This window comes from Lysinibacillus sp. RU7, from assembly GCF_057837305.1.
The window spans coordinates 1-23,124 of sequence record NZ_JBYQFK010000013.1; the positions used below are offsets into that span (position 1 = coordinate 1).

29 protein-coding genes and 1 other annotated feature are annotated in these 23,124 nt (G+C 37.8%); of the genes, 19 read left to right on the plus strand and 10 right to left on the minus strand.

From position 1 onward, the window contains the following. Positions 1 to 236, plus strand: a 236-nt coding sequence (locus AC3II9_RS10825) for a hypothetical protein (RefSeq protein ID WP_489155374.1), incomplete at its 5' end; no start/stop codon positions are given. 86 nt (positions 237 to 322) lie between these two features. On the opposite strand, the gene AC3II9_RS10830 is transcribed toward AC3II9_RS10825, so the two are convergent. Continuing rightward, on the minus strand, positions 323 to 730 hold the full coding sequence (locus tag AC3II9_RS10830) for a hypothetical protein (RefSeq protein ID WP_489155376.1): 408 nt from the start codon (positions 728 to 730) through the stop codon (positions 323 to 325). 104 nt (positions 731 to 834) lie between these two features. Beyond that, on the minus strand, positions 835 to 1,350 hold the full coding sequence (locus AC3II9_RS10835; RefSeq protein ID WP_489155377.1) for a hypothetical protein: 516 nt from the start codon (positions 1,348 to 1,350) through the stop codon (positions 835 to 837). 219 nt (positions 1,351 to 1,569) lie between these two features. On the opposite strand from AC3II9_RS10835, the gene AC3II9_RS10840 reads away from it, so the two are divergent. Then, positions 1,570 to 1,701, plus strand: a complete 132-nt coding sequence (locus tag AC3II9_RS10840) for a hypothetical protein (RefSeq protein ID WP_391367267.1) — start codon at positions 1,570 to 1,572, stop codon at positions 1,699 to 1,701. 42 nt (positions 1,702 to 1,743) lie between these two features. Here the strand turns inward: AC3II9_RS10840 and AC3II9_RS10845 are convergent, their stop codons facing one another. The 4 genes from AC3II9_RS10845 to AC3II9_RS10860 form a co-directional block, all read right to left on the minus strand. Further along, a complete protein-coding gene (locus tag AC3II9_RS10845) occupies positions 1,744 to 2,322 on the minus strand; it encodes a hypothetical protein (RefSeq protein WP_391371672.1) in 579 nt (192 codons plus the stop codon). A 15-nt stretch (positions 2,323 to 2,337) separates the two neighbouring features. Continuing rightward, the gene (ispG, locus tag AC3II9_RS10850) at positions 2,338 to 3,447 is read right to left on the minus strand and encodes a flavodoxin-dependent (E)-4-hydroxy-3-methylbut-2-enyl-diphosphate synthase (protein WP_391371675.1); all 1,110 of its coding nucleotides are present in this window, start codon (positions 3,445 to 3,447) and stop codon (positions 2,338 to 2,340) included. 98 nt (positions 3,448 to 3,545) lie between these two features. Further along, the gene (locus AC3II9_RS10855; protein ID WP_489155379.1) at positions 3,546 to 3,869 is read right to left on the minus strand and encodes a hypothetical protein; all 324 of its coding nucleotides are present in this window, start codon (positions 3,867 to 3,869) and stop codon (positions 3,546 to 3,548) included. 55 nt (positions 3,870 to 3,924) lie between these two features. Next, positions 3,925 to 4,425, minus strand: coding sequence for a DUF1189 family protein (locus AC3II9_RS10860; RefSeq protein WP_489155381.1), 501 nt, complete (start codon positions 4,423 to 4,425; stop codon positions 3,925 to 3,927). 111 nt (positions 4,426 to 4,536) lie between these two features. Between AC3II9_RS10860 and AC3II9_RS10865 the strand changes: the two genes are divergently transcribed. Then, positions 4,537 to 5,016: a DUF456 domain-containing protein gene (locus tag AC3II9_RS10865; RefSeq protein ID WP_489155383.1), complete on the plus strand. Its 480-nt coding sequence runs from the start codon at positions 4,537 to 4,539 to the stop codon at positions 5,014 to 5,016. A gap of 131 nt (positions 5,017 to 5,147) precedes the next feature. Further along, the gene (locus AC3II9_RS10870; protein ID WP_391371685.1) at positions 5,148 to 5,753 is read left to right on the plus strand and encodes a superoxide dismutase; all 606 of its coding nucleotides are present in this window, start codon (positions 5,148 to 5,150) and stop codon (positions 5,751 to 5,753) included. Positions 5,754 to 6,052: 299 nt separating this feature from the next. Here the strand turns inward: AC3II9_RS10870 and crcB (AC3II9_RS10875) are convergent, their stop codons facing one another. Together crcB (AC3II9_RS10875) and crcB (AC3II9_RS10880) are read right to left on the minus strand one after the other, a co-directional pair. Next, positions 6,053 to 6,391, minus strand: coding sequence for a fluoride efflux transporter CrcB (gene crcB, locus AC3II9_RS10875; RefSeq protein WP_489155385.1), 339 nt, complete (start codon positions 6,389 to 6,391; stop codon positions 6,053 to 6,055). After that, a complete protein-coding gene (gene crcB, locus AC3II9_RS10880; protein WP_489155387.1) occupies positions 6,388 to 6,756 on the minus strand; it encodes a fluoride efflux transporter CrcB in 369 nt (122 codons plus the stop codon). Before crcB (AC3II9_RS10880) ends, crcB (AC3II9_RS10875) begins: the two co-directional genes overlap by 4 nt. Positions 6,757 to 7,110: 354 nt before the next feature. On the opposite strand from crcB (AC3II9_RS10880), the gene AC3II9_RS10885 reads away from it, so the two are divergent. The 7 genes from AC3II9_RS10885 to rocF all read left to right on the plus strand — a co-directional run bounded on the left by AC3II9_RS10885 (position 7,111) and on the right by rocF (position 14,903). Beyond that, positions 7,111 to 9,327 (plus strand): peptidoglycan D,D-transpeptidase FtsI family protein, encoded by a 2,217-nt coding sequence (locus AC3II9_RS10885; protein WP_489155389.1) that lies wholly within the window; start codon positions 7,111 to 7,113, stop codon positions 9,325 to 9,327. 190 nt (positions 9,328 to 9,517) lie between these two features. Continuing rightward, positions 9,518 to 10,474: a PstS family phosphate ABC transporter substrate-binding protein gene (locus tag AC3II9_RS10890; protein WP_489155391.1), complete on the plus strand. Its 957-nt coding sequence runs from the start codon at positions 9,518 to 9,520 to the stop codon at positions 10,472 to 10,474. Positions 10,475 to 10,584: 110 nt separating this feature from the next. Further along, on the plus strand, positions 10,585 to 11,514 hold the full coding sequence (pstC, locus tag AC3II9_RS10895; protein ID WP_489155393.1) for a phosphate ABC transporter permease subunit PstC: 930 nt from the start codon (positions 10,585 to 10,587) through the stop codon (positions 11,512 to 11,514). 1 nt (position 11,515) lies between these two features. Beyond that, positions 11,516 to 12,394 carry a phosphate ABC transporter permease PstA gene (gene pstA / locus AC3II9_RS10900; protein ID WP_391371703.1) on the plus strand — a complete coding sequence of 293 codons (879 nt, stop codon included), beginning with the start codon at positions 11,516 to 11,518 and terminating at the stop codon, positions 12,392 to 12,394. Between the two features lie 12 nt (positions 12,395 to 12,406). Next, the gene (gene pstB / locus AC3II9_RS10905; RefSeq protein ID WP_489155395.1) at positions 12,407 to 13,240 is read left to right on the plus strand and encodes a phosphate ABC transporter ATP-binding protein PstB; all 834 of its coding nucleotides are present in this window, start codon (positions 12,407 to 12,409) and stop codon (positions 13,238 to 13,240) included. Positions 13,241 to 13,253: 13 nt separating this feature from the next. Further along, the gene (gene phoU / locus AC3II9_RS10910) at positions 13,254 to 13,913 is read left to right on the plus strand and encodes a phosphate signaling complex protein PhoU (RefSeq protein ID WP_391371708.1); all 660 of its coding nucleotides are present in this window, start codon (positions 13,254 to 13,256) and stop codon (positions 13,911 to 13,913) included. 102 nt (positions 13,914 to 14,015) lie between these two features. Beyond that, positions 14,016 to 14,903 (plus strand): arginase, encoded by an 888-nt coding sequence (gene rocF, locus AC3II9_RS10915; RefSeq protein WP_489155397.1) that lies wholly within the window; start codon positions 14,016 to 14,018, stop codon positions 14,901 to 14,903. 63 nt (positions 14,904 to 14,966) lie between these two features. Here rocF and AC3II9_RS10920 read toward each other — a convergent pair whose 3' ends face one another. Then, positions 14,967 to 15,701 carry an alpha/beta fold hydrolase gene (locus AC3II9_RS10920; RefSeq protein ID WP_489155399.1) on the minus strand — a complete coding sequence of 245 codons (735 nt, stop codon included), beginning with the start codon at positions 15,699 to 15,701 and terminating at the stop codon, positions 14,967 to 14,969. A 191-nt stretch (positions 15,702 to 15,892) separates the two neighbouring features. Here AC3II9_RS10920 and ppnP point away from each other — a divergent pair, with 191 nt between their 5' ends. Then, entirely contained in the window at positions 15,893 to 16,207 is a 315-nt protein-coding gene (ppnP, locus tag AC3II9_RS10925; protein ID WP_391371717.1) for a pyrimidine/purine nucleoside phosphorylase, read from the plus strand. 66 nt (positions 16,208 to 16,273) lie between these two features. On the opposite strand, the gene AC3II9_RS10930 is transcribed toward ppnP, so the two are convergent. Beyond that, entirely contained in the window at positions 16,274 to 17,134 is an 861-nt protein-coding gene (locus tag AC3II9_RS10930; protein WP_489155401.1) for a DUF6612 family protein, read from the minus strand. Between the two features lie 190 nt (positions 17,135 to 17,324). On the opposite strand from AC3II9_RS10930, the gene AC3II9_RS10935 reads away from it, so the two are divergent. The 7 genes from AC3II9_RS10935 (at position 17,325) to AC3II9_RS10965 (ending at position 23,117) form a co-directional block, all read left to right on the plus strand. Further along, positions 17,325 to 17,513, plus strand: coding sequence for a hypothetical protein (locus AC3II9_RS10935; RefSeq protein WP_489155403.1), 189 nt, complete (start codon positions 17,325 to 17,327; stop codon positions 17,511 to 17,513). Positions 17,514 to 17,599: 86 nt separating this feature from the next. Then, positions 17,600 to 18,283 carry a hypothetical protein gene (locus tag AC3II9_RS10940; RefSeq protein ID WP_489155405.1) on the plus strand — a complete coding sequence of 228 codons (684 nt, stop codon included), beginning with the start codon at positions 17,600 to 17,602 and terminating at the stop codon, positions 18,281 to 18,283. A 759-nt stretch (positions 18,284 to 19,042) separates the two neighbouring features. Beyond that, positions 19,043 to 19,322: a binding site (T-box leader), on the plus strand. Positions 19,323 to 19,375: 53 nt separating this feature from the next. Beyond that, a complete protein-coding gene (gene trpE / locus AC3II9_RS10945; RefSeq protein WP_489155406.1) occupies positions 19,376 to 20,761 on the plus strand; it encodes an anthranilate synthase component I in 1,386 nt (461 codons plus the stop codon). Beyond that, positions 20,758 to 21,327, plus strand: a complete 570-nt coding sequence (locus AC3II9_RS10950; protein ID WP_489155407.1) for an anthranilate synthase component II — start codon at positions 20,758 to 20,760, stop codon at positions 21,325 to 21,327. The genes trpE and AC3II9_RS10950 overlap by 4 nt, the downstream gene beginning before the upstream one ends. 11 nt (positions 21,328 to 21,338) lie before the next feature. Continuing rightward, positions 21,339 to 21,671, plus strand: a complete 333-nt coding sequence (locus tag AC3II9_RS10955) for a hypothetical protein (protein ID WP_391371734.1) — start codon at positions 21,339 to 21,341, stop codon at positions 21,669 to 21,671. Between the two features lie 104 nt (positions 21,672 to 21,775). After that, positions 21,776 to 22,273 carry a sigma-70 family RNA polymerase sigma factor gene (locus tag AC3II9_RS10960; protein ID WP_489155409.1) on the plus strand — a complete coding sequence of 166 codons (498 nt, stop codon included), beginning with the start codon at positions 21,776 to 21,778 and terminating at the stop codon, positions 22,271 to 22,273. Then, positions 22,266 to 23,117: a hypothetical protein gene (locus AC3II9_RS10965; RefSeq protein WP_489155411.1), complete on the plus strand. Its 852-nt coding sequence runs from the start codon at positions 22,266 to 22,268 to the stop codon at positions 23,115 to 23,117. The genes AC3II9_RS10960 and AC3II9_RS10965 overlap by 8 nt, the downstream gene beginning before the upstream one ends. Positions 23,118 to 23,124 lie beyond the last annotated feature (7 nt).

Genomic DNA, 23,124 nt, shown 5'->3' on the forward strand with positions numbered 1-23,124 from the left:
GATGGCAGGAAAGGTTTATTGGATACTCAAATTCTATCGTTCTCTCAAAAGCTACCCCAACAATTGACAAAGGACCAGAAATATTGCTCCTGCGGTGGTCACATCAAAATGCCACCATCCTCGTCGCAAAGGAGCCGTCTCAAAATGTTTTTTCAGACAGCTCCTTTTATGTGTTAGTAATAATGCTAACGATTGCGTCAATTTCAGTGATAATTTACTTGTTAAAATTTCGCTAATTCGAATGTTTGTACCACTGAACTGAACGGCTTAATCGTTTTGAGCTCATTTTTTTATCGTATCCGCAACCTTCTGATTGTACGAGTTATATATTATATTCGTACATTTTTGTATCTGTAATGATTTTAAAGTGTAAGCCTTTATTGTGGTCACTCACTTCATGACGAATTTCATCTAAATTAACGAGTTGATTTGATCCGACAAATTGAGACAGTGTCTCAAGGAGTTCAGTAAAGGCATTTGAAAACATTTGGCGCATATTGTCAAAATCGATATTGCGGAAGCTACCAGCAATATCGTACACTTCAATAGAATTTAGCTGCTTGGCTGCACCGGCAAAGCGATCATCATAAACTGTGTAACTTTCATCTGTAATGACGATCAGATGTAAAATCTCTCCGGTAGCTGTACGTAATTCAATATTCGTTTTGTGTTTTTTGACATCTGTAATTTCATGAATACCGTGTGTATGCTTAATAAAAAATAACGACATGTTGTGAGCCCCCTAAACAGTTGTTATATTACATTTTATTTTAAAATAAAATGTAGTAAAAGTTAGTAAAGTACCATTTTTTACATATCATTACTACGTCACACCTAATTAGAGGTGATTTTATTCACCGTATAATAGTCGTATAAGTAGTGCAAAATGTCTTGTCCGTTTTCCTCTAAAAGGGTTTCTGTCTGTTGGACAAGTGTAACTTTCGTTTTCTCTTCATGAATCATATTTTCTTCGACCATCAGTTCAATTGTTACTTCCCCATGAATAGCTAATTCATTGTCGATTGTCTGATTAATGCCGTATGCATCAAATAAGCTAGGTTGCCAAGTGCCAGTAATTAGTAATACATTTTCCTGTTGGCTTGGCTCATAATGCCACTGCACATCACGTAGAATGGATTTAAATAGGTCGTTGATTGTAAATGTTTGATCGTTATATGTGACTTCAATTGCTCGAATGGAATGCACGTCTTGTGAGATAGCGGTTGCCGCTTGATCGGCTGCTGAATTAATACCAGATGCAGCATCTTTAATTTGTACAAGAGTATCTGAACACCCTACTAAACAAAGTGTAAGCATACTTGTTGATAATATCGTATATAATTTTCGCATGGTAATTCCTCCGTATTTTATACATCTCATCTTGTACTCATCTTACTAAATCTTTTGCCCTGAAAAACGTTAACTTTCCAGGTTTATGTGAATATTTTTTAACATCTTTATGCACTGCTGGTGAATAAATAGAAATCCAAATATGTCGGTAGTGAACATAAAAATAAGTTGTGGGTAGATTAGGGTGGAAATAACTCGTAGGAGGGGGTAAGTACGATTATGCGTATTGATGATGAAATTCTCGATAAATTAGGTGTTTATTTTGTCTATCATGATATATATGGGCGTTACGGCATTACATTTGAAAGCTTTGTAACACGTTGGAGTAAAGGAATATTAGACCTTTATTAGGCATAAAAAATGCTTGTTGTGCGATGACAACAAGCATTTTTATTAAAATTTTTTTTGAATCCATTCATTTGCTTCGAGCCAGTTGTTGACACGAATAACATTTGAAGGAATAGATAACTGGTTATATGGTGTATTAAATAGCAACACCGGAATATTTAGTTCCTCTGCAATCATGACGGCATTATCATGTTTGTCTTCGAAAAACGCATCAACCTGATATTGGCGAGCCGCTGCAATTTTATCGTGACTGCCGATGAGTTCGATATGATGATAAGGAATTTGTTGCTCTTGGAACCAATTCGTTGTCACATCAAACACATTTTCCCCACGAGCTGATATATAAAATAGCTCATATACATTTTCCCAGGCATTTAAAATTTGTTTTGCATGTGTTGCTGCTTCACTTACTGCATACATAGCTGGTTCATTTTCCTTAAACCATGCGTTAAAGCTAGCACGGTCGATTGGATGGGGGAATGCGCTTAAAAAATCATATTCGACTACATCATTCAGTGTAATATTGACATTGTACTCTTTATTAATATGTGGAATTAATGTCGCAGGGCATGTAACTGTTCCATCAATATCAATCCCAAAGCGTGGTTTTGTTTTGGATGTCACGCGGAAACACCTCTCTTATGCATTCGCTTTTGTGTCAGCTTCACGCTGTTGTGCCATTTCAGCAGCCAGCTTATCAATTTCTTTTTTCAGTTCGTCTACCATCGTTTCTTCAGGTACTTTACGCACTGTTTTCCCTTTCATGAATAGAAGGCCTTCACCACGCGCACCGGCAATCCCGATATCTGCTTCACGAGCTTCTCCAGGACCATTCACCGCGCAACCTAATACAGCTACTTTTAATGGTACATTTAGTTTAGAAATATATTCTTCTACTTCGTTTGCAATCGAGATCAGGTCAATTTCGATACGACCACAAGTAGGGCAAGAAATTAATGTCGCCATATTCGATGCAAGACCGAATGATTTTAGTAATTCACGTGCGACTTTTATTTCTTCTACTGGGTCTGCTGAAAGTGAAATACGAAGTGTATTACCGATGCCTTTCGAAAGAATAGCACCAAGACCAGCAGCTGATTTGACTGTACCTGCAAATAGGGTACCTGATTCTGTAATACCTAAGTGTAGCGGATAGTCAAATGCTTGTGCCGCTTTTTCATAGGCTTCAATCGCTAAGTTTACATCAGAAGCTTTCATCGACACGATAATGTCGTGGAAGTCTAGGTCTTCTAAAATTTTAATATGGTGTAGCGCTGATTCAACCATCCCATCAGCTGTAGGGTAGCCGTATTTTTCTAAAATATGGCGCTCTAATGAACCTGCATTTACACCGATACGAATCGGAATATTTTTCGCTTTCGCTGCGTTAACAACTGCTTCTACCTTTTCACGACGACCGATATTCCCTGGATTAATACGAACTTTATCAATGCCGTTTTCGATCGCTTTTAATGCTAAACGGTAGTCAAAGTGAATATCTGCAACAAGCGGAATGTTAATTTGTTTTTTAATATCGGCAATCGCATCAGCTGCGCGCTCATCAGGAACAGCTACACGCACGATTTGACAACCAGCTTCTTCTAAACGTTTAATTTCTGCAACAGTGGCTTCTACATCATGTGTTTTTGTTGTACACATACTTTGAATAACTACTTCATTGTTACCACCAATCGTTAAATTACCAACACGTACAGGGCGTGTTTTTGTACGGTGAACGATTTCACTCATTTCATTTCTCTCCTTTTCGGGCTTTAATACATAAGCCGTCACTGAAACCTATTTTAGCAGTCTGTGAAAGTAAAAAACAAGGAAGAATAACTGATTTATTATTTTTCACAACGATTTACTGGTTTTATCGGGATTAAAACTTCTTCACCAGCAACTAATGATTGCTTTTCAAGATGTGGATTATATCGAAAAAATAGAGTAAGTCGTTCGGATTGAGAGATATTATATTCGTAAGGTACTGCCGCAAATAAACTATAAATGGTATCGTTTGGAGTGACTTTTACACGTACGGTTTCATATTCAACTATTTGTACACAATCGCCTTCATAAAACTCTGCTAAAGGTAATGTACCTTCCTGTAAGTCAATTTTAATCACGGCGGCAACAACAAAAAATAGAACGGTCCATAAAAGTAAGCGCAAAAAAATCCCTCCTTGCACAACACTATATGTGTGAATGAGAGATTCATGCTTATTTTTAGGACTGTTTTGGATATTTTGTTAAAGCAATGATAATAAATAACATTGTGATAAAGATTCCTATTAAAGTAGTCCACGTGCCTGATAATGGGAACATCTCAGAGACAATGGAAATGAGTATTGCCCATGTAGCGGCAAAAGCAGCGGTACGCCAAATATGACGATATTCACCGCGGCGTTTCATGATTCTACTGAAAAAATAACCAGCCAATGCATATAAACTAATACGTGCAAAAATTAATAGAGTCGTAAAAATAAATAAGAAAATAAAGGCAAATGGGTAAAGTAACCACTGAATATCAGCAAGGTACTCCGGTAAGCCATCGATGTTTAGTACATTTTCGTTTACGCCTGTTGTAAATTGCCCGAATGAAAAAGCGGTTATAAGGGTAATCAATATAAATACATATTGAATGACTTTTCCAATGGATAAAATTCGGTAGGCGGCTAATTTTTTAGGGTTTATTAAACTATCAATAAATAATTGTGAGTGTTTCATGTCGTTTCTCCTCCACACGCAAGTTTACCATGAAAAGTGTAGAAGGAAAATGAACATTGCTTGAAACCTTTTGGCGTATTGTACGTAAATCGAATAGAAAGGAGAGGTTTTATGGATATCGTTGCATGGATTTTAATCATTGCATTTTTTGCGATTGCATTTATTGGGCTCATTTATCCGATTATTCCATCGGTGCTGTTTATAGTAGGTGGATTTGTCGTATACGGTTTATTTTATAGTTTTAGTGAACTGCCTTGGTGGTTTTGGTTAATTGAGATTTTATTAGTTGTGTTATTATTTGGTGCAGATACAGTTTCGAATTTAATTGGCGTCAAGAAATTTGGTGGCTCAAAAGCAGGCATGTGGGGGAGTACAATCGGATTGCTCGTCGGACCGTTTGTCATTCCGTTTGCTGGTATTTTAATTGGTCCATTTTTAGGGGCGGTAATAGCAGAGCTTCTTATCACAAAATCAGATTGGGAGCAAGCATTAAAAACAGGCATCGGTTCACTGGTCGGCTTTTTAACATCGGTGATCACAAAGGGCATTTTGCAAGCAATTATGATTATATTATTTGTGATCGCTATTTAATCTACTTAAATTTCCGTCAAAAGGCTGATTTGCCATTTTGAGTGCTTTTTTAGTTGAACGTCTGGGCTAATTTTGATACCTTAGTTAGTGGAATCATCTTAATTCTATTTATTTCAAGGAGGAACTTAATTATGGCTTACAAATTACCAGAATTAACTTATGCTTACGATGCATTAGAACCACATATCGATGCACGCACAATGGAAATCCACCATTCTAAACACCACAATACGTATGTAACAAACTTAAACGCAGCAGTAGAAGGTACTGAATTCGCTGAAAAAGACATCAACGAACTAATTGCGAACTTAGACGCTCTACCAGCGGATAAGCAAACAGCTGTACGTAACAACGGTGGCGGTCACGCAAACCACACATTATTCTGGGAAGTCATCGCGCCAGGCGGTTCGAATACACCAGTTGGTGAGGTTGCAAAAGCAATCGACGCTAAATTCGGTTCTTTCGATGCATTCAAAGAAGAGTTCGCTAAAGCGGCAACAACTCGTTTCGGTTCAGGTTGGGCTTGGTTAATCGTTGAGGGTGACGGTGTAGCTGTAACATCAACTCCAAACCAAGACTCTCCAGTAATGGAAGGTAAAACACCAATCTTAGGTTTAGACGTGTGGGAGCACGCTTACTACTTAAACTACCAAAACCGTCGTCCAGACTACATCACTGCATTCTGGAACGTAGTGAACTGGGACGTAGTAGAGAAAAAGTTCCAAGAAGCAAAGTAATCGCGAAGATTTTAGCTGTTCTTCGAAATCTACAGTTTGCGACGAAAGCGAAGCGGCAGGAGCACTACTGGGACGTAGTAGAAGCTAAATTCCAAGCAGCTAAATAATAAAAATCGGCACTAGGCGATTTTTATTATTTCTGCACTGAAAGCGAAGCGACAGGTGCAAAATAATCGCGAAGATTTTTGCTGTTCTTCGAAATCTACAGTTTGCTATTCATATAAAAAATACCTCTAATGTTAACATTAGAGGTATTTTCTATTGCCTAAAGTATAAGTGTATAGCGGCTAAATTAGTTTTTACGAAATGAACAGCGCAATAAAAAAAGCGCCTACCCCTAAAACAACACTCCCAATCCAATAAAAAGACGCCAACCCAAACTGCCGTGCTTTCACAAGTTGCAGCGTTTCATAGCTATATGTAGAAAAAGTTGTAAAGGCACCTAAAAAGCCAATCCCTACTAATTGATACAATGTATCGGCAACATCATTGGCTATAAGGAGCCCTAACAAAAAAGCACCTATTATATTAACGATGCAAGTAGGAAATGGAAAGCCTTTATGAATAGTAGATAATTTTTTACTCACAATAAATCGACTAATCGCGCCAAAAAATCCACCAATCATGACAAAAATCATGATGGAACACCTCCACTCCCAAGCTTATAGCCAATCAAGCTAAGAAAAAGACCACCAATCATCGAACAACTAATGTAAAGAAAAGCGGTTCCATATAATTCATCAGAAACGAGTGTAGCCGTTTCATAGCTGAATGTAGAAAAGGTTGTAAAAGCGCCAAGTACACCCGTTGTTAAAGCAAGTCGTATATGTGGATAGTTATTAAATAACGTTCCACTCAGAATAAAGCTAAGCAGGAAGCACCCAACTAAATTAGCAATCAATGTTGCGAGTGGAAATCCACCCTCATATATAACGATTTGGCTTAGGCAATATCGGAGCAATGCACCAACTGCCCCTCCGACTCCAACAGCGAATAATTCCATGTAATTCACCTCGATGTATATCCTCTTTTATTATTTAACAAGATATCAGGAAAAATGGAAACCTTTTCGCGACCAACCTAGTCATTATTAAAAACGGGTATGCCGTAATCACACCTTTTTTCTAATAGAAGATAATGTTATACTAAAGGGCATGGGTTTTTTAGCGTATTGGAAAGTATACGTTTCATGGATCCTCGAATAAGAACGATCTATAAGTGTTTATTTCCAACCTAGCCATGAAAAATGATTTCAAAACGGTTAAAATATAAACCCGATTGTATTATAAAAAATCTATCCGCAATTTTTACCGAAAAAGTATAATTTGAAATAGTTTAAAAGAAAGGGGAACGGAAGGTGCGAAAACCGATACCGAATAACAACAATAAGAATGCTAAAGCAAAGCAACGTGCAAATTTAACATTTCGCATGAACATCCTTTTCTTTTCAATCTTTTTATTGTTCTCAATATTGATTTTTCGTCTAGGCTACTTGCAAATTGTCAAAGGGGAAGATTATGTACTTGAATTAGAGCGAACAGAAGAAGTACGTGTCAACACAAGTGTGCCCCGTGGTCGTATTTATGATCGATACGGTCGTATTTTAGTCGATAATCAGCCTGAAAATGCTATTACGTATACGAAATTGCCAACGACGAAAAGAGATGAAATGTTAGAGGTGGCAAAAGATTTAGCGCAATTGATTGATATGCCGACAAATCGTGTAACCTATCGCGACAAGCAAGACTTTTGGATTTTGAATAATAATGAGGCAGCCAAAGAAAAAGTAACGGATAAAGAAATGCAGGAATTCCGTAAAGCGAATGAGAATATTGAAGAAAGTGAAGTAGATAAAGAATATAATCGTCGTATTCTCGAACGGATCACGGAAGAAGAATTAGCCCAGCTAACGGATTTTGATTTGGAAGTGCTAGCCATTTACCGTGAGATGACGTCAGGCTATAATCTATCGCCACAAATTATTAAAAGTGAAAATGTAACGGATGCAGAATTTGCCCTAGTATCTGAACGATTATCAGAATTACCAGGTGTCAATACGACAACAGATTGGAAACGTGTACGTTTAGCATCGCTCGCTGTGCTCGGACGTACAACAACACCGAGCAAAGGGATTCCGAAAAGTAAGTTAAACTACTACCTTGCTCGCGAATATTCGCGAAATGATCGTGTGGGGGAAAGTTATTTTGAAGCAGAGTATGAAGAGTTATTACAAGGTGAAAAATCCGTTGTCAAAAACTTAACAAATAAAAAAGGCGAAGTCGTTGAAACGATTACAACCTATGCAGGCGAACCAGGGAAAGATTTAGTCACAACGCTTGATATGGAATTGCAACAAGAAGCAGAGCGTATTGTTGAAAAATATTTATTACAAATGAAAGCTTCAGGCGGTGCGTCACTGTTAGACCGAGCATTTTACGTTATGATGGATCCGAATACAGGTGAAATTTTAAGTATGGTCGGAAAGAAAATTGAGTATGACGAAGAAACGCGAGAGCGCTATATGATTGATTATTCTTATGGTGCCTTTACAACTGCTTATGAAGCAGGTTCAGCAGTGAAGGCTGCAACAGTATTAACCGCTTATCATGAAGGGGTTATTTCACCAGGAACCGTTTTAGTCGATCAGCCTATTTTACTAGCAGGTACACAGCCAAAAAGCTCGGTATTTAACCGTGGTGGCGCCATTGCGATGAATGACGTAAGAGCTTTAGAACAATCATCCAACTCGTATATGTTCCAACTAGCCATTAAAATGGGGGGGACGAACTATTACCGAAATATGGGATTAAGGCTGAAAGATGATACGCTGCAACGTATGCGCAACGGCTATGCCCAGTTTGGTTTAGGGGTTGAAACAGGTATTGATTTACCGGGAGAGATGACGGGATACCAAGGGGTAATGGATACGCCAGGTAAAATGCTCGACTTAGCAATTGGCCAGTTTGATACGTATACGCCACTTCAGCTCGCACAGTATATTTCTACTATTGCGAATGGTGGTTATCGTATTCAGCCTCGATTACTAAAAGAAATCCGTAACCCTTCTGCTGATGGTGAAAAGCTTGGTACATTAGTAGAAGAAGTACAGCCGAAAATTTTAAACCGTATTTCTAACACAGATGCAGAAATTGCGCATGTAAAAGAAGGCTTACGTCGTGTGTATGTCGGTTCTTATGGTTCTGCTAGAAGTAAATTTTATGATACACCTTATACAGCAGCAGGTAAAACAGGTACGGCAGAGGTAGTCTATTACGGACCACAAAAGGAGCGCTACGGTACAGAAGTGTTAAGCCTTATTCATGTTGGTTTTGCGCCATATGAAAATCCTGAAGTAGCGTATGCAGTAGTCATTCCTTGGGCTACGACAAACCACAATAGATATACATCTTATAATAACTATATTGCTAGAGAAGTGTTAGATGCTTATTTTGCGCTAAAAGAAAAGCGTGCAACTGATGGGAAATTAACGAATACCGTAGAGCAAGACATTTTACCAGCTCTATCAAAAGACATTCTGGATGAAGATGAAGAAGAAGAAAAAGTAAATGAATAATAATAAAAGGAGCGATTTCATAGGCGTAGGTCTATGAAATCGCTCCTTTTTACGTAACATGTGATGTTTGACATTTACATTGTTTCACACTAATTTACGTACGCTTAACAATTCGTTTATATGTTCTCAATAATACAAATCTATAGTGAAACTTGTAAGAATACTTACTTTGATTTGGAGGACATTCACAATGAAAAAATGGAAGTACTTAACAATGACAGCGGTATTAGGTTCTGCACTATTATTAGGGGCATGTAGTGATGACAAAGATTCAACAACTGCAAACGGTGCAGAAACAGAAACAGAAGAAGGCGCAGCACAATTATCAGGTGATGTACTAGGTGACGGTTCATCTACTGTAGCACCAATTATGGAGGCGATCGTAGAAGAATACGCAGGTGTACAACGTGATGTGCGCGTTTCTGTCGGCGTATCAGGTACTGGTGGTGGGTTCGAAAAATTCATCAACGGTGAAACAGATTTTTCAAATGCCTCTCGTCCTATTAAAGATTCAGAAGCTCAAAGCTTAAAAGATGCAGGCATTGACTATACAGAATTCGAGATTGCTTACGATGGTTTATCTGTCGTGATTCACCCAGAAAACACTTGGGCTAAGGATTTAACAGTAGACCAATTAAAAAAACTTTGGGTAGAAGATGGCACAACAAAGAAATGGTCTGATATCGACCCATCTTGGCCAGCTGAAGAAGTAGTATTTTACTCACCAGGTTCTGATTCTGGTACGTATGACTACTTTGATGAAGTCATTTTAGATGGTGAAGATTTAGTAAAAACAGCAACATTATCAGAAGATGATAACGTATTAGTACAAGGTGTTGTTGCTGATAAAAATGCGATTGCATTCTTCGGTTATGCTTACTACTTAGCAAACCAAGATAAGTTACAAGTTGTATCAATCGACGGTGTAGAGCCAACGAACGAAACAATTGAATCAGGTGAGTATTCACCATTATCACGCCCACTATTTGTATATGTAAAAAATGAAGCTTTAAAAAATGAAGCAACATATGACTTCGTTAAATTCGCACTTGAAAATGCAGGCGATATGGCAGAACTAACAGGCTATGTACGTTCACCACAAGCAAAATATGATGAAGGTTTAGCGGCACTAGAAGCATTAAAATAAAAAAGCGCGTGTGGTAAGACCGACTTACCGCACGTTTTTTTCTAAAAAAGAACCGTGCCACTTCGTCACAGTTTTGATCTAGACTTTTCATATTAAGAAAGGGAGATAGTATGGCTAATCAATCGGTACAGTCAATGATTGCTGCTTCCCGTAACAAAAAAGGCAAGAAAATCGTTGAAAAACTTGTACCTATTGCCTTATTTGCAGCAGCAGCGCTTTCAGTCCTAACAACGTTTGGGATTGTATTTACACTGATTTTCGAAACATTTGAATTCTTTACTCGTATTTCCATTACAGATTATCTATTTGGCACAGAGTGGTTGCCTTTCTCAGGGAAAGATCCTTTATATGGGGTATTACCGCTAATTTTAGGGACGTTTAAAGTTACATTTATAGCGATTATAGTAGCGGTACCATTAGGGCTTGGTGTAGCTATTTATTTAAGTGAATATGCATCTGATAAGGTGCGCCGAATTGTTAAACCGATTTTAGAAGTATTAGCGGGTGTACCGACAATTGTGTATGGTTTCTTTGCTTTAACATTTGTGACACCAGTGCTTCAACAAGTCATTCCATCGTTAAAAATCTTTAATGCATTAAGTCCTGGTATTGTTGTAGGGATTATGATTTTACCGATGATTGCCTCGATGTCAGAAGATGCGATGAGCTCAGTACCGAATTCGATTCGTGAAGGTGCACTTGGCTTAGGCTCTACAAAGTTTGAAGTAGCGATTAGAGTTGTTTTACCTGCCGCACTATCAGGTATCGTGGCATCTGTTGTATTAGCCGTTTCACGTGCTATTGGTGAAACAATGATCGTGTCTTTAGCAGGGGGATCAACACCACTCTTTGACTTTGGTTTCACAGGCTCTATCCAAACGATGACAGCTTATATTGTACAAGTAACAACAGGTGATGCTGGTTATGGTACAACAATTTACTATTCGATTTATGCAGTAGGATTTACATTATTTATTTTCACATTAATAATGAATTTACTAGCACAATACATTTCAAAACGCTTCAGAGAGGAGTATTAAGATGAAATATATAGATAATACTGCTGTGATGAAGCGAATGGGCAAACGCTTAACGCTCAACAAAGTATGGAAGGCATTATTCATTGTAGCAACAAGCTTTGCGCTTATTTCATTAGCTGTTTTGTTATTTCGTATTTTCTCCCAAGGAATCGGTTATTTGAATGTTGATTTCTTAACAAATTTTGCCTCTCGTATTCCTGAAAAAGCAGGGATTAAGGCAGCCTTAATCGGATCGATTTGGCTTATGTGTGTTGTTGCACCCGTGTCGATTATTTTAGGTGTATCGACAGCTATTTATTTAGAAGAATATGCAAAGAAAAATAAATTAAATGACTTTATTCGCATGAACATTTCAAACTTAGCAGGTGTACCGTCGATTGTATTCGGTTTACTTGGGTTAACGATTTTTGTACGAATGATGGATTTAGGAAAAAGTATTTTAGCTGCCGGTTTTACAATGAGCTTACTTATTTTACCTGTTATCATTGTAGCCGCGCAGGAAGCGATTCGTGCAGTACCAAATGAGCAACGTGAAGCATCGTACGGTATGGGCGCAACAAAATGGCAAACGATTGTCCGTGTTGTGTTACCATCTGCGATTCCAGGGATTTTAACGGGTAGTATTTTAGCCCTTTCCCGAGCAATCGGGGAAACAGCACCGCTTGTTGTAATCGGGATCCCTGTTATTCTACAATTCCTACCAACAGGTATTATGGATTCGTTTACGGCATTGCCTATGCAAATTTTCGACTGGGCTAAGCGACCTCAGGAAGAGTTTCAATACGTGGCAGCAGCGGGCATTATTGTGTTAATGACAGTGCTGGTGTTAATGAATTCGATTGCAGTATTGATTCGAAATAAGTTCCAAAAACGTTATTAAGGAGTGTGTACGATGGTACATGTAGCAGAAAAGGTGACACCGAAGATTATCGTCAATGAGCAAAAGCCTACACTTGCAACATCGACAAAGAAAGATGTCGTATTTGCAACGAGAAATTTTGATTTATGGTATGGCGAACATCATGCCCTAAAAAATGTGAATATTGATATTTTGGAAAATGAAGTAACGGCCGTTATTGGTCCTTCTGGTTGTGGGAAATCTACGTATGTAAAGGCATTAAATCGTATGGTGGAATTAGTACCAATCGTACGTACAACAGGTGAAATTAACTATCGTGGTCGCAATATTTTCGATAGCAATTACGAAGTAGAAGAATTACGTACGCGTGTAGGTATGGTATTCCAAAAGCCAAACCCATTCCCAAAATCAATTTATGATAATATTGCGTACGGTCCACGTATTCACGGTATTAAAAATAAAAAAACATTAGATGAAATCGTGGAGAAGTCGTTGCGCGGAGCGGCGATTTGGGATGATGTAAAAGATCGTCTTCATCAAAATGCTTACGGTTTATCAGGTGGACAGCAGCAACGTATTTGTATCGCGCGTTGTTTAGCGATTGAGCCAGATGTGATTTTAATGGATGAGCCGACTTCTGCATTAGATCCAATTTCTACGTTAAAGGTAGAGGAGCTTGTGCAAGAATTAAAAGAGAAATATTCTATTATTATTGTAACGCATAATATGCAACAAGCTGCCCGTATTTCTGATAAGACAGCGTTCTTCCTAAATGGTGAAATTATTGAATTTGATCAGACTGATAAAATCTTCTCTACTCCAACAGATCAACGTACAGAGGATTATATTTCAGGTCGCTTCGGATAAGGGGGAGAAAAGTATGTCAGTTCGTGAAAGATTTGAGAATGATTTACAAAGCGTGCAACAAGAATTGCTTCATTTATGTAATAAATCAATCGATGCATTAGAGCTCGCTTTCAAAGCATTTACAGAGAAAAATATTGATTTAGCATTAGAAATTATCGATATGGACATAGAAATTAACCGTCTAGAAGAGGAAATCAACGATCGTGTGATTTTACTCATTGCAAAGCAGCAACCGGTGGCGAGAGATTTACGTCGCTTAATGGTGATGGTCAAAGCTTCTGCTGATATGGAACGTGTTGGTGACTATGCTGTCAATATTGCGAAAGAAACGATTCGTATCGGGAAAGAACCATTTATTACACCAATCGAAACGTTGGAAGATATGCACTTCCGCACGGTATCTATGCTACGACAAATTTTAGAGGCGTTTGTTGAAGAGAACACAACGAAAGCAAAGGAAATTGCTGACTTAGACGATCAAGTGGATGAACTATACGGCGATACAGTAAGTAATTTACTTCGCTTAACAAGTGTTTCAACGGAAAATATTTCGCAAATTACGTATTTATCATTTATCGCTCGTTATATTGAGCGTTGTGCAGACCATGCGACAAATATTGCAGAGCATTTGTTTTATTTAGTCAAAGGTGAGCATTATGAATTAAATAACTAATAACAGGACCCTTTCCATTCATGGAAGGGGTCTATTCTTTTTATGTATCATTGAATTGCTTTTCATTTCACGCGTACAATAAGAGTAAGGGGGAGGAGAAGCATGAAAACGGTAGGGTTACTTGGGGTACCGATGGATTTAGGGCAAGCAAGACGTGGGGTCGATATGGGACCTAGTGCTATTCGGTATGCGGGTGTAGAAGAACGTCTCATGAGGTTACATTATACAGTCGTTGATTATGGCGATATTATCGTGAAGGGGCGCTGTGTATCTCGACAAGGAGACGCTCATTTGAAAAATTTACAGTCTGTTGTTGATGCGAGTTTAGCAGTAAAAGAGCGTGTTTTAAACATGCTAGGTGACGGTGTATTTCCGCTCATTTTTGGTGGTGATCATAGTATTTCAATTGGTACATTAGCTGCGATAAATAAGTCAAAAAAGAATTTAGGGGTCATTTGGTATGATGCACACGGTGATTTAAATATTCCCGAAACGTCGCCGTCAGGCAATATCCACGGTATGCCATTAGCTGTGAATTTAGGTTTAGGGCATCCACTGCTGACATTCATTGGTTCTAGTAAACTAAAGCCCCAAAATATTGTATTAATAGGTGCCCGTGCATTAGATGATGGAGAAAAGAAACTGATTCATCAATTAGGGATTAAAGTATTTACGATGCATGAAATCGATAAGCTTGGTATGACAGCTGTGATGGAACAAACGATGGATTATTTAAAGCAAACAGATGGGGTCCATTTATCGCTCGATTTAGATGCGCTTGATCCGATAGAATGTCCAGGGGTAGGGACACCGGTGCTTGGCGGGATTACATATCGCGAAAGCCATTTAGCAATGGAGATGCTGGCAGAAAGTGGCCTCATTTCATCAGCGGAATTTGTAGAAGTAAACCCGATATTAGATCATCAAAATAAAACAGCTGAGGTTGCTGTTGCGTTAATTGGTTCACTATTCGGTGAAAAACTGCTGTAAAAAGAGTTGGTCGGAGTCATCTCAAGTGATTGCAACAATCGAGTAACCCGACCCATTTTCCTTTTACCCTAAAAATTGTTTGATTGCCTTTAAAAATGCCTTATCATCTTCAAGCATACCGATATGTCCAGTATTTGTGACGATTTTCTGGACGGCAATATTGTCCGTTTCTATTGGTGAAACAATCGTATCATGTTGTCCTTCAATGACAAGGATTGGTGTAGATGTTTCATGGAGTAGCTGTGTTTGATTTGGGCGCTCTTTCATTGCTTGCAATGCAGCGATTAGCCCTTCTTCTGTTGCTTTGTAAGCGATATTCCGGGCAAACTCGATATTTTTATTATCTGCTTCTTTACTAAAAAATGCATCAATGCTGTTGTCTACAAATGCTTTTACACCGTTTTGTTTAATGGCTTTCATTTGTTCATCGCGTTTTTTCTGTGTTTCAGCTGAATCAGGGGATGCCGAAGAATAAGCTAAAATCAATTTGTCTATTTTCGCCATATTACGCTCCAGTGCAGCAAGTGCGATATAGCCACCCATAGAATGTCCGAGCCATGCCGTATTTGCGATTTTTTCTTGTGTTAATACGTTGACAATCCCTTGTGCATAGTCGTATATCGTATAATTTTCTTGTGCCATTTTACTTTTCCCATGCCCAGGTAAATCAATCAGAACTAACTCATAGTGTTGTTGTAATTCTTCAATAACTTTATTAAAAATAGTCATGTCTCCTAAAAAACCATGAATAATCACAAGCGTTTCATCGCCGCTTCCTTTCAGTTCATAATGCAACATTAAGATAACCTCCCATAATCTTTTTCGTTAGTGTTTCCTTCTTGCATTAATAATTTAAACGTATTATCGATTTTTACGATCGTTTTTAGCACAAAAAAGTATAAATAAAAGACGGAATTTTTAGGTAATGATGTTTTTCACGTATTATTTTTGTGCTATAGTAAGTACACAAGAAAGAGAGGGGCATTTTTATGACTACTTTTGATAATGTAACGTTACAAAAACAAGCAAATATTTACTTTGACGGGAAAGTAACGAGTCGTACTGTAGTATTTGCAGATGGAACTAAAAAAACACTAGGTATTATGTTGCCCGGAGAATACGAATTTTCAACAGGTTTAAAAGAGGAAATGGAAATTTTAGCAGGCAAGCTGTCGTACAAGCTTCAAGGAGCAGAGTGGGAAACGATTGATGAAAAAGGTGTATTTTACGTACCAGCTAACAGCTCCTTCCAACTAAAAGTAGAAACCGTAACAGATTACTGTTGTTCTTATTTAGCTGAATAATACATAAAAAATGGTACGCAAAAAAGCGCACCATTTTTTCGTTAAAGTAATTATGGGGATTTTATGTTAAAAATTTAATTCCTGTGCATTGTCAAGCACGTCTTGTGGAATGGTAATGCTGTCAATAGAGTTGAAATCATAATAATCAATCGTGGAGCTTTGGTCGATTTTCATTGTCATGTCTTCCACATCCATTGTCATCGCCATATCCATCACCATATTCGTTAAGTCAAATGTCTCTTTATCAATTGTGAGTACGTATTTTGCATTTTCAATTTTTGTTCCCTCTAAACCAGTCGTTAATTCTTCAGGTGTTTCTCCTAGTGTAGACTGTATTTGTTCAAGTAAAAAGTTCATAAATTTGTCACCTTCAGCATTTAGCGTTAAAATAAAATTATCATCTGTTTGTTCGAAGGTGAAATCCTTTACAAATTGTTCAAGTTGACGTAATTGTTCAGCTGCATCGTTTTGCATCATACCAGCTTGACCTAGAATGGCTTCGTATTGCTCGCTTGGCATTTTAAACCATCCACCCATTGTTTCTTCGTATATATAAAAACCGTCTTTTTCTGTCATATACATTTTAAGTGGCATTTTCATTTCTTCGCCAGATTCAGCATCAACCATAGCGGTTGTTCCTTCAGCGTATAGTTGAATAGGGTCGACGACTGTCTCCATTGTCATCTCAGAATTAGATGTCATGGCGAATGATTCATCACCCATTGACGTTTCCATCTCTTGAGAAATTTGCATATCAGCTTTTACACTTTTCATTTCTTGTTGACGTTCGATTGTTTTTTTAAATACTTGCTCTAGTGTTAAGTCAGAAGTGTTTGATGTATTGTCTTGAACGGTTGCTGTACTACCACATCCAGCAACAAGTACAGCTGATCCAATAGCCATTCCGATAAATAACTTTTTCTTCATATAAATCCATCTCCTTTAATTTAGTTCAATCTTATATACGGATGAAATGTGGAAAAAGTTTCAAAAAATAAAAAGCATAATATTTTTTTATTTGGGCATACCGTATGTCGAAGGAGAAATTATTGCATAAACTGTTTGAAAGTTAGAAAAACAGGAATAAATGAATATTTTTTGGAAGGAGAGATGGTTAATGAAAGATAGTGTAGCATGTTTAATCATTGGGGGAATTGTGTTAAGTGTAAGCATCGTTTTATTATTGCTTCAATATGTTGTCCCAGGTGTCATTTTGTTTAGTGTAGCATCCCTTTTGCTATTATGTAGTAGCTTATTACTAAGAGCACATGGAGAACATGTATTTGATCGTCGTTCACGTACTTAAAAGAACTAGTTGTATATACCTCGCTTGTACAAGTTTATTTGATGAACTAATAACTCCATTTTGAACATAAGGTGTGTGACAATAAAGTGAGGACATTATTTTACGATGATGTGTACCATTTTTTATATAGCAGTAAAATGTTTCAGCAACTAATGGAAGAAGAACAACAAGCATTTTTACAGCAGTTTGCAAACGATGCACAATTTAGAACGGCGCTAGCCATTGCTGCAGATTTTCAAACTCGTATAGGGAAAATAGCAACTGTGGTAATGGAAGGAGAGGCTACATATGGGCCGTTCCGACAAAAGCTGGATGTCATTGCCCCATTAATTATAGGGTTAGATACATCACGAGCTATGGGGAATTTTGAAATTCAAGCACAAGGATTGATGTTCCCGCTTTTAGAATTATGTGCGATACAGCAGCGGGACTGTATTGTGTTAACAGAAGATGAGCAATTTTTATTTCCGCATGGAAGCCTTTTAACAACGGCCGTCAAAGGTGTGCAGTATATAAAAACAAAAGAATATACCGATATGGCAGAGCTTTATAAGCAAGCACTTTCCCTTTTTGATCAATACGAGGCGAAACGAGGCGGAGAATTTCTATTGATAGCGGCTAATACATTTGAACCGCCCGCTATTTTAGAAGAAGTGATTCATGAATTACAATTGCGCCGTATTGAGCTTTCAGCGATTGTGTTAGATGAAAAACAATTTGAAGCATCACCGCTTTTATTTTTAGATAAAGTGTTTTTCCCGAATGTTTAAAAAGATTAAGTATATAAGTGCAATACTAAAATATATTCTTAACTTCAAAAATCAGCTAAACCTTGTAAGTAAATCCTCTCATTTGCTTGTATTTTGGCAAAAAAATGAATGCTTTGATTCAAAATAGATCGCTTTTCGACGAACTGTTGTGATAAAAAAGATGGAAATTTACTAAAAATAAATTGTATACAGAGAGCAAAAAAAGCTCTTTTTAGGATGAAAAATGAATATAATCGCGTTTTTTTGAAAAATGCATGAGGTTTTGGCATGGGGGATATGCGCCTTTGTCATATGCGTATTCATTAAAAATGATAAAATTATTAGTATCATAACAAGAAAAAATGATAACGTATATTTTTTTAGTGAAAAAATTATATAGGTGCTTAAAAAAATAACCAAATCGCTATTCGTGGATTTTAATATACAACTTAAATGAGGATAAGTGCCATTTAGGTGAAAAGTCCTGATTTAACACTTATTTTAAATTAAGTTGTATATCAATTTCGCTATGTAACGCAATTAGGGGTATGAAAAAGTTCTATTTTAACAAATGGAAGTAACAATGAAAGCGACAGACACAAAATGATTGCTTTGATAAGGGGGAACCTTGTTTAAAATAGGAAGAAGCATATATCTTTGCCGAAACGAAGTGCGTAACCACTTCCGTTTATTGCTACGGGTTTATACGACGAGTGGAAATGTAAGTCAATCTATAAATAATTTGAATAATAAGAAATTTTATATTAAAATAAGTTGTAAGTAAAAGCGATAATGAAAAAGAGTAGTGTTATAGGAAGCTAAAGAGAGCTAGCGGTTGGTGGAAGCTAGTGCAGATTATAGCATGAATGGGTTTTCTAGCTGCGAGGAGGAAATGCTTCGCCGTTACGCTCACGTTACGAGCATAAAAGTGGACTACTTTTAGCGGACAGGTAAATGATAGCAATCCGCATAAGTAAACATACCATCTCGCCTTATGTTGGTGGATTGATGTTTTTCTAAGTAGTCAATGAAGGTGGCACCACGGCTCTCCGTCCTTTCACGCGGAGGGCCTTTTTGTGTGCGTACAAAATTAGCTGAGAGAGGATAGTTGAGATGACAGTTGAGACAAAAGATTATGTAGTGCGGACAATTCAAGGGGATATGTTAACACCTATTTCCATTTTTAATGCACTGCAAGGTGAGCACAAAGTTTTATTTGAATCGAATACGAAATATGAAGAGAGTGGACGTTATTCGTTTATCGCTGCAAATCCAATTGCCGAATTGAAAGGCGGTAAAACAACGTGCACTTATACGCAAAATAGTGAAACGACTGAGTTAAATAGATCAGTATTAGAACAGTTAAAAAAATGTCTTCCAATGCGCACAGGCGATTATCCATTTGCTTTTTTTGGAGGAGCTATTGGTTATTTCGGATATGAGACAGCTTTTCATTTTGAACGGATCGGTGAAATCATAAATGATGTGTACGATATGCCGGATGTGCATGTATTTTTCTATGACACATTTATCGTGATTGATCATTTGCTGCAAACGGTAACGGTGGTAGCGATTGATTTATTCCAAACAGGCAGAACACAAGAGGATATGGAGCAAGCGATTGCGCAAATGGAAGCACAGTTAAATACACAACAAGTACAGTCGGTTCAAGAACCGCCAGCGATTTCATTCCAAACAACGATGGAAAAACAACACTTTATCGACATGGTTGAAAAGGCAAAAGAACATATTCGTAACGGGGATATTTTTCAAGTAGTGTTATCTCAAACGTTCGAGGCACATTTTAACGGCAATCCATTTGGGTTGTATCGAAAATTAAGGGCCAATAACCCATCTCCTTATATGTTTTATGTGGAATTTGGTGATTATACGATTTTAGGTACCTCTCCGGAAAGTTTAGTGAAAGTTCAACATGGTGTCGTTACAACAAATCCGATTGCAGGTACGAAGCCGCGCGGAAAAACAAAAGCAGAAGACGAAGCGATTGCCACTGCATTATTAGCCGATGAAAAGGAAATTGCGGAGCACAAAATGTTAGTTGATCTCGGACGCAATGATGTAGGGCGCGTGTCAAAAATTGGGTCAGTTCGTGTGACGAAATATATGAATATTGAACGTTATAAATATGTCATGCATATCGTATCGGAAGTGATTGGCGACTTACGAGAGGATGCACATGTGATCGATGTACTCGCATCGAGTTTGCCAGCCGGTACAGTATCGGGAGCACCGAAAATTCGTGCTATGCAAATTATTAATGCGCTAGAGCAGAAAAAACGCGGTGTGTATGCCGGCGCGATTGGCTATATTTCCACAACAGGAAATATGGATTTAGCGCTTGCCATTCGTACAATGATTGTCAAAGACGGGAAAGCGTATGTGCAAGCAGGCGCGGGTATTGTGTATGATTCTGTACCGGAGTCTGAATACGAAGAAACGTTAAATAAGGCGCGTGCATTGCTGGAGGTGCGGAAATGATTTTATTAATCGATAATTATGATTCATTCACTTATAATTTATACCATCAAATTGCCTCACAAGGACCAGAAGTAAAGGTCGTTCGTAATGATGCGTTAACGATTGAAGAGATCCGCAATATGAAGCCAGATGCGATTGTTTTATCACCAGGACCAGGTACACCAGCGGAAGCAGGGATGACGGTTGATATTATTCGTGAATTGTACACAGAGTTTCCGATTTTAGGCATTTGTCTTGGACATCAGGCAATTGGTGAGGCGTTCGGAGGAGATGTTGTCAGAGCGACTCATATTATGCACGGGAAAACAAGTACATTGACGTACGACAATCGCAGTTTATTTGAAAACTTTGCAGGTGAGGTTGAAGTGATGCGCTATCACTCGTTAATTATTGACCCGAAAACGCTACACGCTGACTTTGAAGTAATCGCAACATCGAGTGATGACGGTGAAATTATGGCCATTCAACATAAGGCGTATCCAGTCTTTGGCTTACAATTCCACCCTGAATCGATTGGGACTGAAACAGGTCAAGAGATGGTAGCCGCATTTTTAAGACGAGTTTAAGAGGTGAGGAAATGGAACGTGAAAAAATCGAAGCATTAAAGCAAGCACCGATGTCAGAAGTAACGGCCAATATAGCGATGATCCTGGAAGCATTAAAAGATGATACGCTTCAACATACGGCTTTACAGTTGTTAAATCAAATTCCGACTGAAAGTACACCGTATATTGAAGAAGGATTGCTATCACAGGACGATGAATTGAAGCAAGTACTACTTGAAAAAGTGGTACCGAAGCTTCCGTTTTATTCGAAAATCGTTGTCGCAAATGCAGTTGAGCATATTGCGATGGCATCAGGGGACTTACAGCAGCTGGCAAAGGATGCGTTAAAAAGTTTTGAGCCTTAAAGTAGAAGGTATACGTGGAATGACGTATGCCTTTTTATTTTTTTGGTAATTTTGAGTCCTAGCTGTCATTTATTCCGTATAAGGAGTGAAAAGAGGTGTAGTCAATGATTGAGGAGTTAATCGATACATATAGTGATTATTTATATCGCATCGCTTTTATTTATACAAAAGATGAAAAAGTTGCAGAAGAAGTCGTACAAGATGTTTTTTGGAAGTACTATCAAACGCAGCAATATGACGGGCGTGCTTCGATGAAAACCTATTTAACGAAAATGACGATTAATCGTAGCTATGATTATTTACGGAGTTGGAAAACACGAAAAAATCAATTTTTTGAATCGTTTACGCAGGTACAGCGAGCGACAGAAAGTATGATTTTACAACGAGAAGAACGTGGTGAGATTACGGCGGCGGTATTGAAACTACCAGTGAAATATCGTGAAGTTTTACTGTTGTATTATTATGAAGACATGCAGGTGAAGGAGATTGCACAACTACTCGGCATAGTGGAATCTACTGTGAAAACAAGGTTACAACGTGCGCGTACTAAGCTGAAGGAAAACTTGCCACAAAATGAATGGGAGGTGTTACGTGATGCATAAAAAATGGCAACAAGAATTAAATAAAATGAACCTAAACCCATTACAAAAAGAACGTATGAAGGAGCGAGTAAAGCAGCCTTCTATAAATAGGAGAAAATCATTTGTGCCCATTATTGGACCTGTTTTTGCTATGCTTGCTGTCTTTTTAATTTGGCTTAATATGCAAGATGGTACTAATTATAAAACAGCGAGTCCGGCTATTAAGAAGGAAATCACATACCAGTCATTAAATTTGGAAATTACATTATGGGTTACGGCTACGCTCGTATTACTAATGGTTAGTTATGCACTTTTTATTGTAAATTGTTTAAAAGTAAAGCGTTGGCAACACAATCCTTTTATTCAAAAAGTTCAGCTTATGTCAAAATCATCGAAATTTATTTGGCCTGCATTTATTGTACTGTTATTACATGCAATTGTTTGGCTAGGTGCATTTTATTTACCGTATCGATTGTTATTTGTGCAGGCAATTTTTAGTATTTTTTTAATTACGGTAATACTATTGCTTCAAATTTATTGGACACGTGATTTACTTCAAGCACACTGTCCGCACTGTGGTGAAGTGTTTACAAGAAAACAGGCACGTAAAAAGGCGACAATGGCATTTAGAGAAACGTGCGATGCATGTGGAGAGTTAATTTATCCTGATCGTAAAGTAACGCAAAAACAAGCACCTTTTTATCTGATTGCGCCGATTTGTATTGCTTTACAGTGGACAGGAATTCATGGTGTATATACATTGAGCATTTTAATTATTACGACTATTTTTTCTGTTTTTTTCATAGCGCCTTATATGACGCAGTTTACGAAAGAAAGTGAAGAACAGCAGCCTCCTTTATGGTAAAATTTAC

What these genes read in the sequence shown, in the direction of transcription:
- AC3II9_RS10840 (WP_391367267.1), top strand. Translation starts at nt 1,570, where the DNA reads ATGCGTATTGATGATGAAATTCTCGATAAATTAGGTGTTTATTTTGTC.
- AC3II9_RS10830 (WP_489155376.1), bottom strand. Translation starts at nt 730, where the DNA reads ATGTCGTTATTTTTTATTAAGCATACACACGGTATTCATGAAATTACA.
- pstC (WP_489155393.1), top strand. Translation starts at nt 10,585, where the DNA reads ATGGCTAATCAATCGGTACAGTCAATGATTGCTGCTTCCCGTAACAAA.
- AC3II9_RS10960 (WP_489155409.1), top strand. Translation starts at nt 21,776, where the DNA reads ATGATTGAGGAGTTAATCGATACATATAGTGATTATTTATATCGCATC.
- pstB (WP_489155395.1), top strand. Translation starts at nt 12,407, where the DNA reads ATGGTACATGTAGCAGAAAAGGTGACACCGAAGATTATCGTCAATGAG.
- AC3II9_RS10860 (WP_489155381.1), bottom strand. Translation starts at nt 4,425, where the DNA reads ATGAAACACTCACAATTATTTATTGATAGTTTAATAAACCCTAAAAAA.
- phoU (WP_391371708.1), top strand. Translation starts at nt 13,254, where the DNA reads ATGTCAGTTCGTGAAAGATTTGAGAATGATTTACAAAGCGTGCAACAA.
- crcB (WP_489155387.1), bottom strand. Translation starts at nt 6,756, where the DNA reads ATGGAATTATTCGCTGTTGGAGTCGGAGGGGCAGTTGGTGCATTGCTC.
- AC3II9_RS10965 (WP_489155411.1), top strand. Translation starts at nt 22,266, where the DNA reads ATGCATAAAAAATGGCAACAAGAATTAAATAAAATGAACCTAAACCCA.
- AC3II9_RS10835 (WP_489155377.1), bottom strand. Translation starts at nt 1,350, where the DNA reads ATGCGAAAATTATATACGATATTATCAACAAGTATGCTTACACTTTGT.
- trpE (WP_489155406.1), top strand. Translation starts at nt 19,376, where the DNA reads ATGACAGTTGAGACAAAAGATTATGTAGTGCGGACAATTCAAGGGGAT.
- AC3II9_RS10870 (WP_391371685.1), top strand. Translation starts at nt 5,148, where the DNA reads ATGGCTTACAAATTACCAGAATTAACTTATGCTTACGATGCATTAGAA.
- AC3II9_RS10950 (WP_489155407.1), top strand. Translation starts at nt 20,758, where the DNA reads ATGATTTTATTAATCGATAATTATGATTCATTCACTTATAATTTATAC.
- pstA (WP_391371703.1), top strand. Translation starts at nt 11,516, where the DNA reads ATGAAATATATAGATAATACTGCTGTGATGAAGCGAATGGGCAAACGC.
- AC3II9_RS10865 (WP_489155383.1), top strand. Translation starts at nt 4,537, where the DNA reads ATGGATATCGTTGCATGGATTTTAATCATTGCATTTTTTGCGATTGCA.
- crcB (WP_489155385.1), bottom strand. Translation starts at nt 6,391, where the DNA reads ATGATTTTTGTCATGATTGGTGGATTTTTTGGCGCGATTAGTCGATTT.
- AC3II9_RS10935 (WP_489155403.1), top strand. Translation starts at nt 17,325, where the DNA reads ATGAAAGATAGTGTAGCATGTTTAATCATTGGGGGAATTGTGTTAAGT.
- AC3II9_RS10955 (WP_391371734.1), top strand. Translation starts at nt 21,339, where the DNA reads ATGGAACGTGAAAAAATCGAAGCATTAAAGCAAGCACCGATGTCAGAA.
- ispG (WP_391371675.1), bottom strand. Translation starts at nt 3,447, where the DNA reads ATGAGTGAAATCGTTCACCGTACAAAAACACGCCCTGTACGTGTTGGT.
- AC3II9_RS10920 (WP_489155399.1), bottom strand. Translation starts at nt 15,701, where the DNA reads ATGTTGCATTATGAACTGAAAGGAAGCGGCGATGAAACGCTTGTGATT.
- rocF (WP_489155397.1), top strand. Translation starts at nt 14,016, where the DNA reads ATGAAAACGGTAGGGTTACTTGGGGTACCGATGGATTTAGGGCAAGCA.
- AC3II9_RS10890 (WP_489155391.1), top strand. Translation starts at nt 9,518, where the DNA reads ATGAAAAAATGGAAGTACTTAACAATGACAGCGGTATTAGGTTCTGCA.
- ppnP (WP_391371717.1), top strand. Translation starts at nt 15,893, where the DNA reads ATGACTACTTTTGATAATGTAACGTTACAAAAACAAGCAAATATTTAC.
- AC3II9_RS10930 (WP_489155401.1), bottom strand. Translation starts at nt 17,134, where the DNA reads ATGAAGAAAAAGTTATTTATCGGAATGGCTATTGGATCAGCTGTACTT.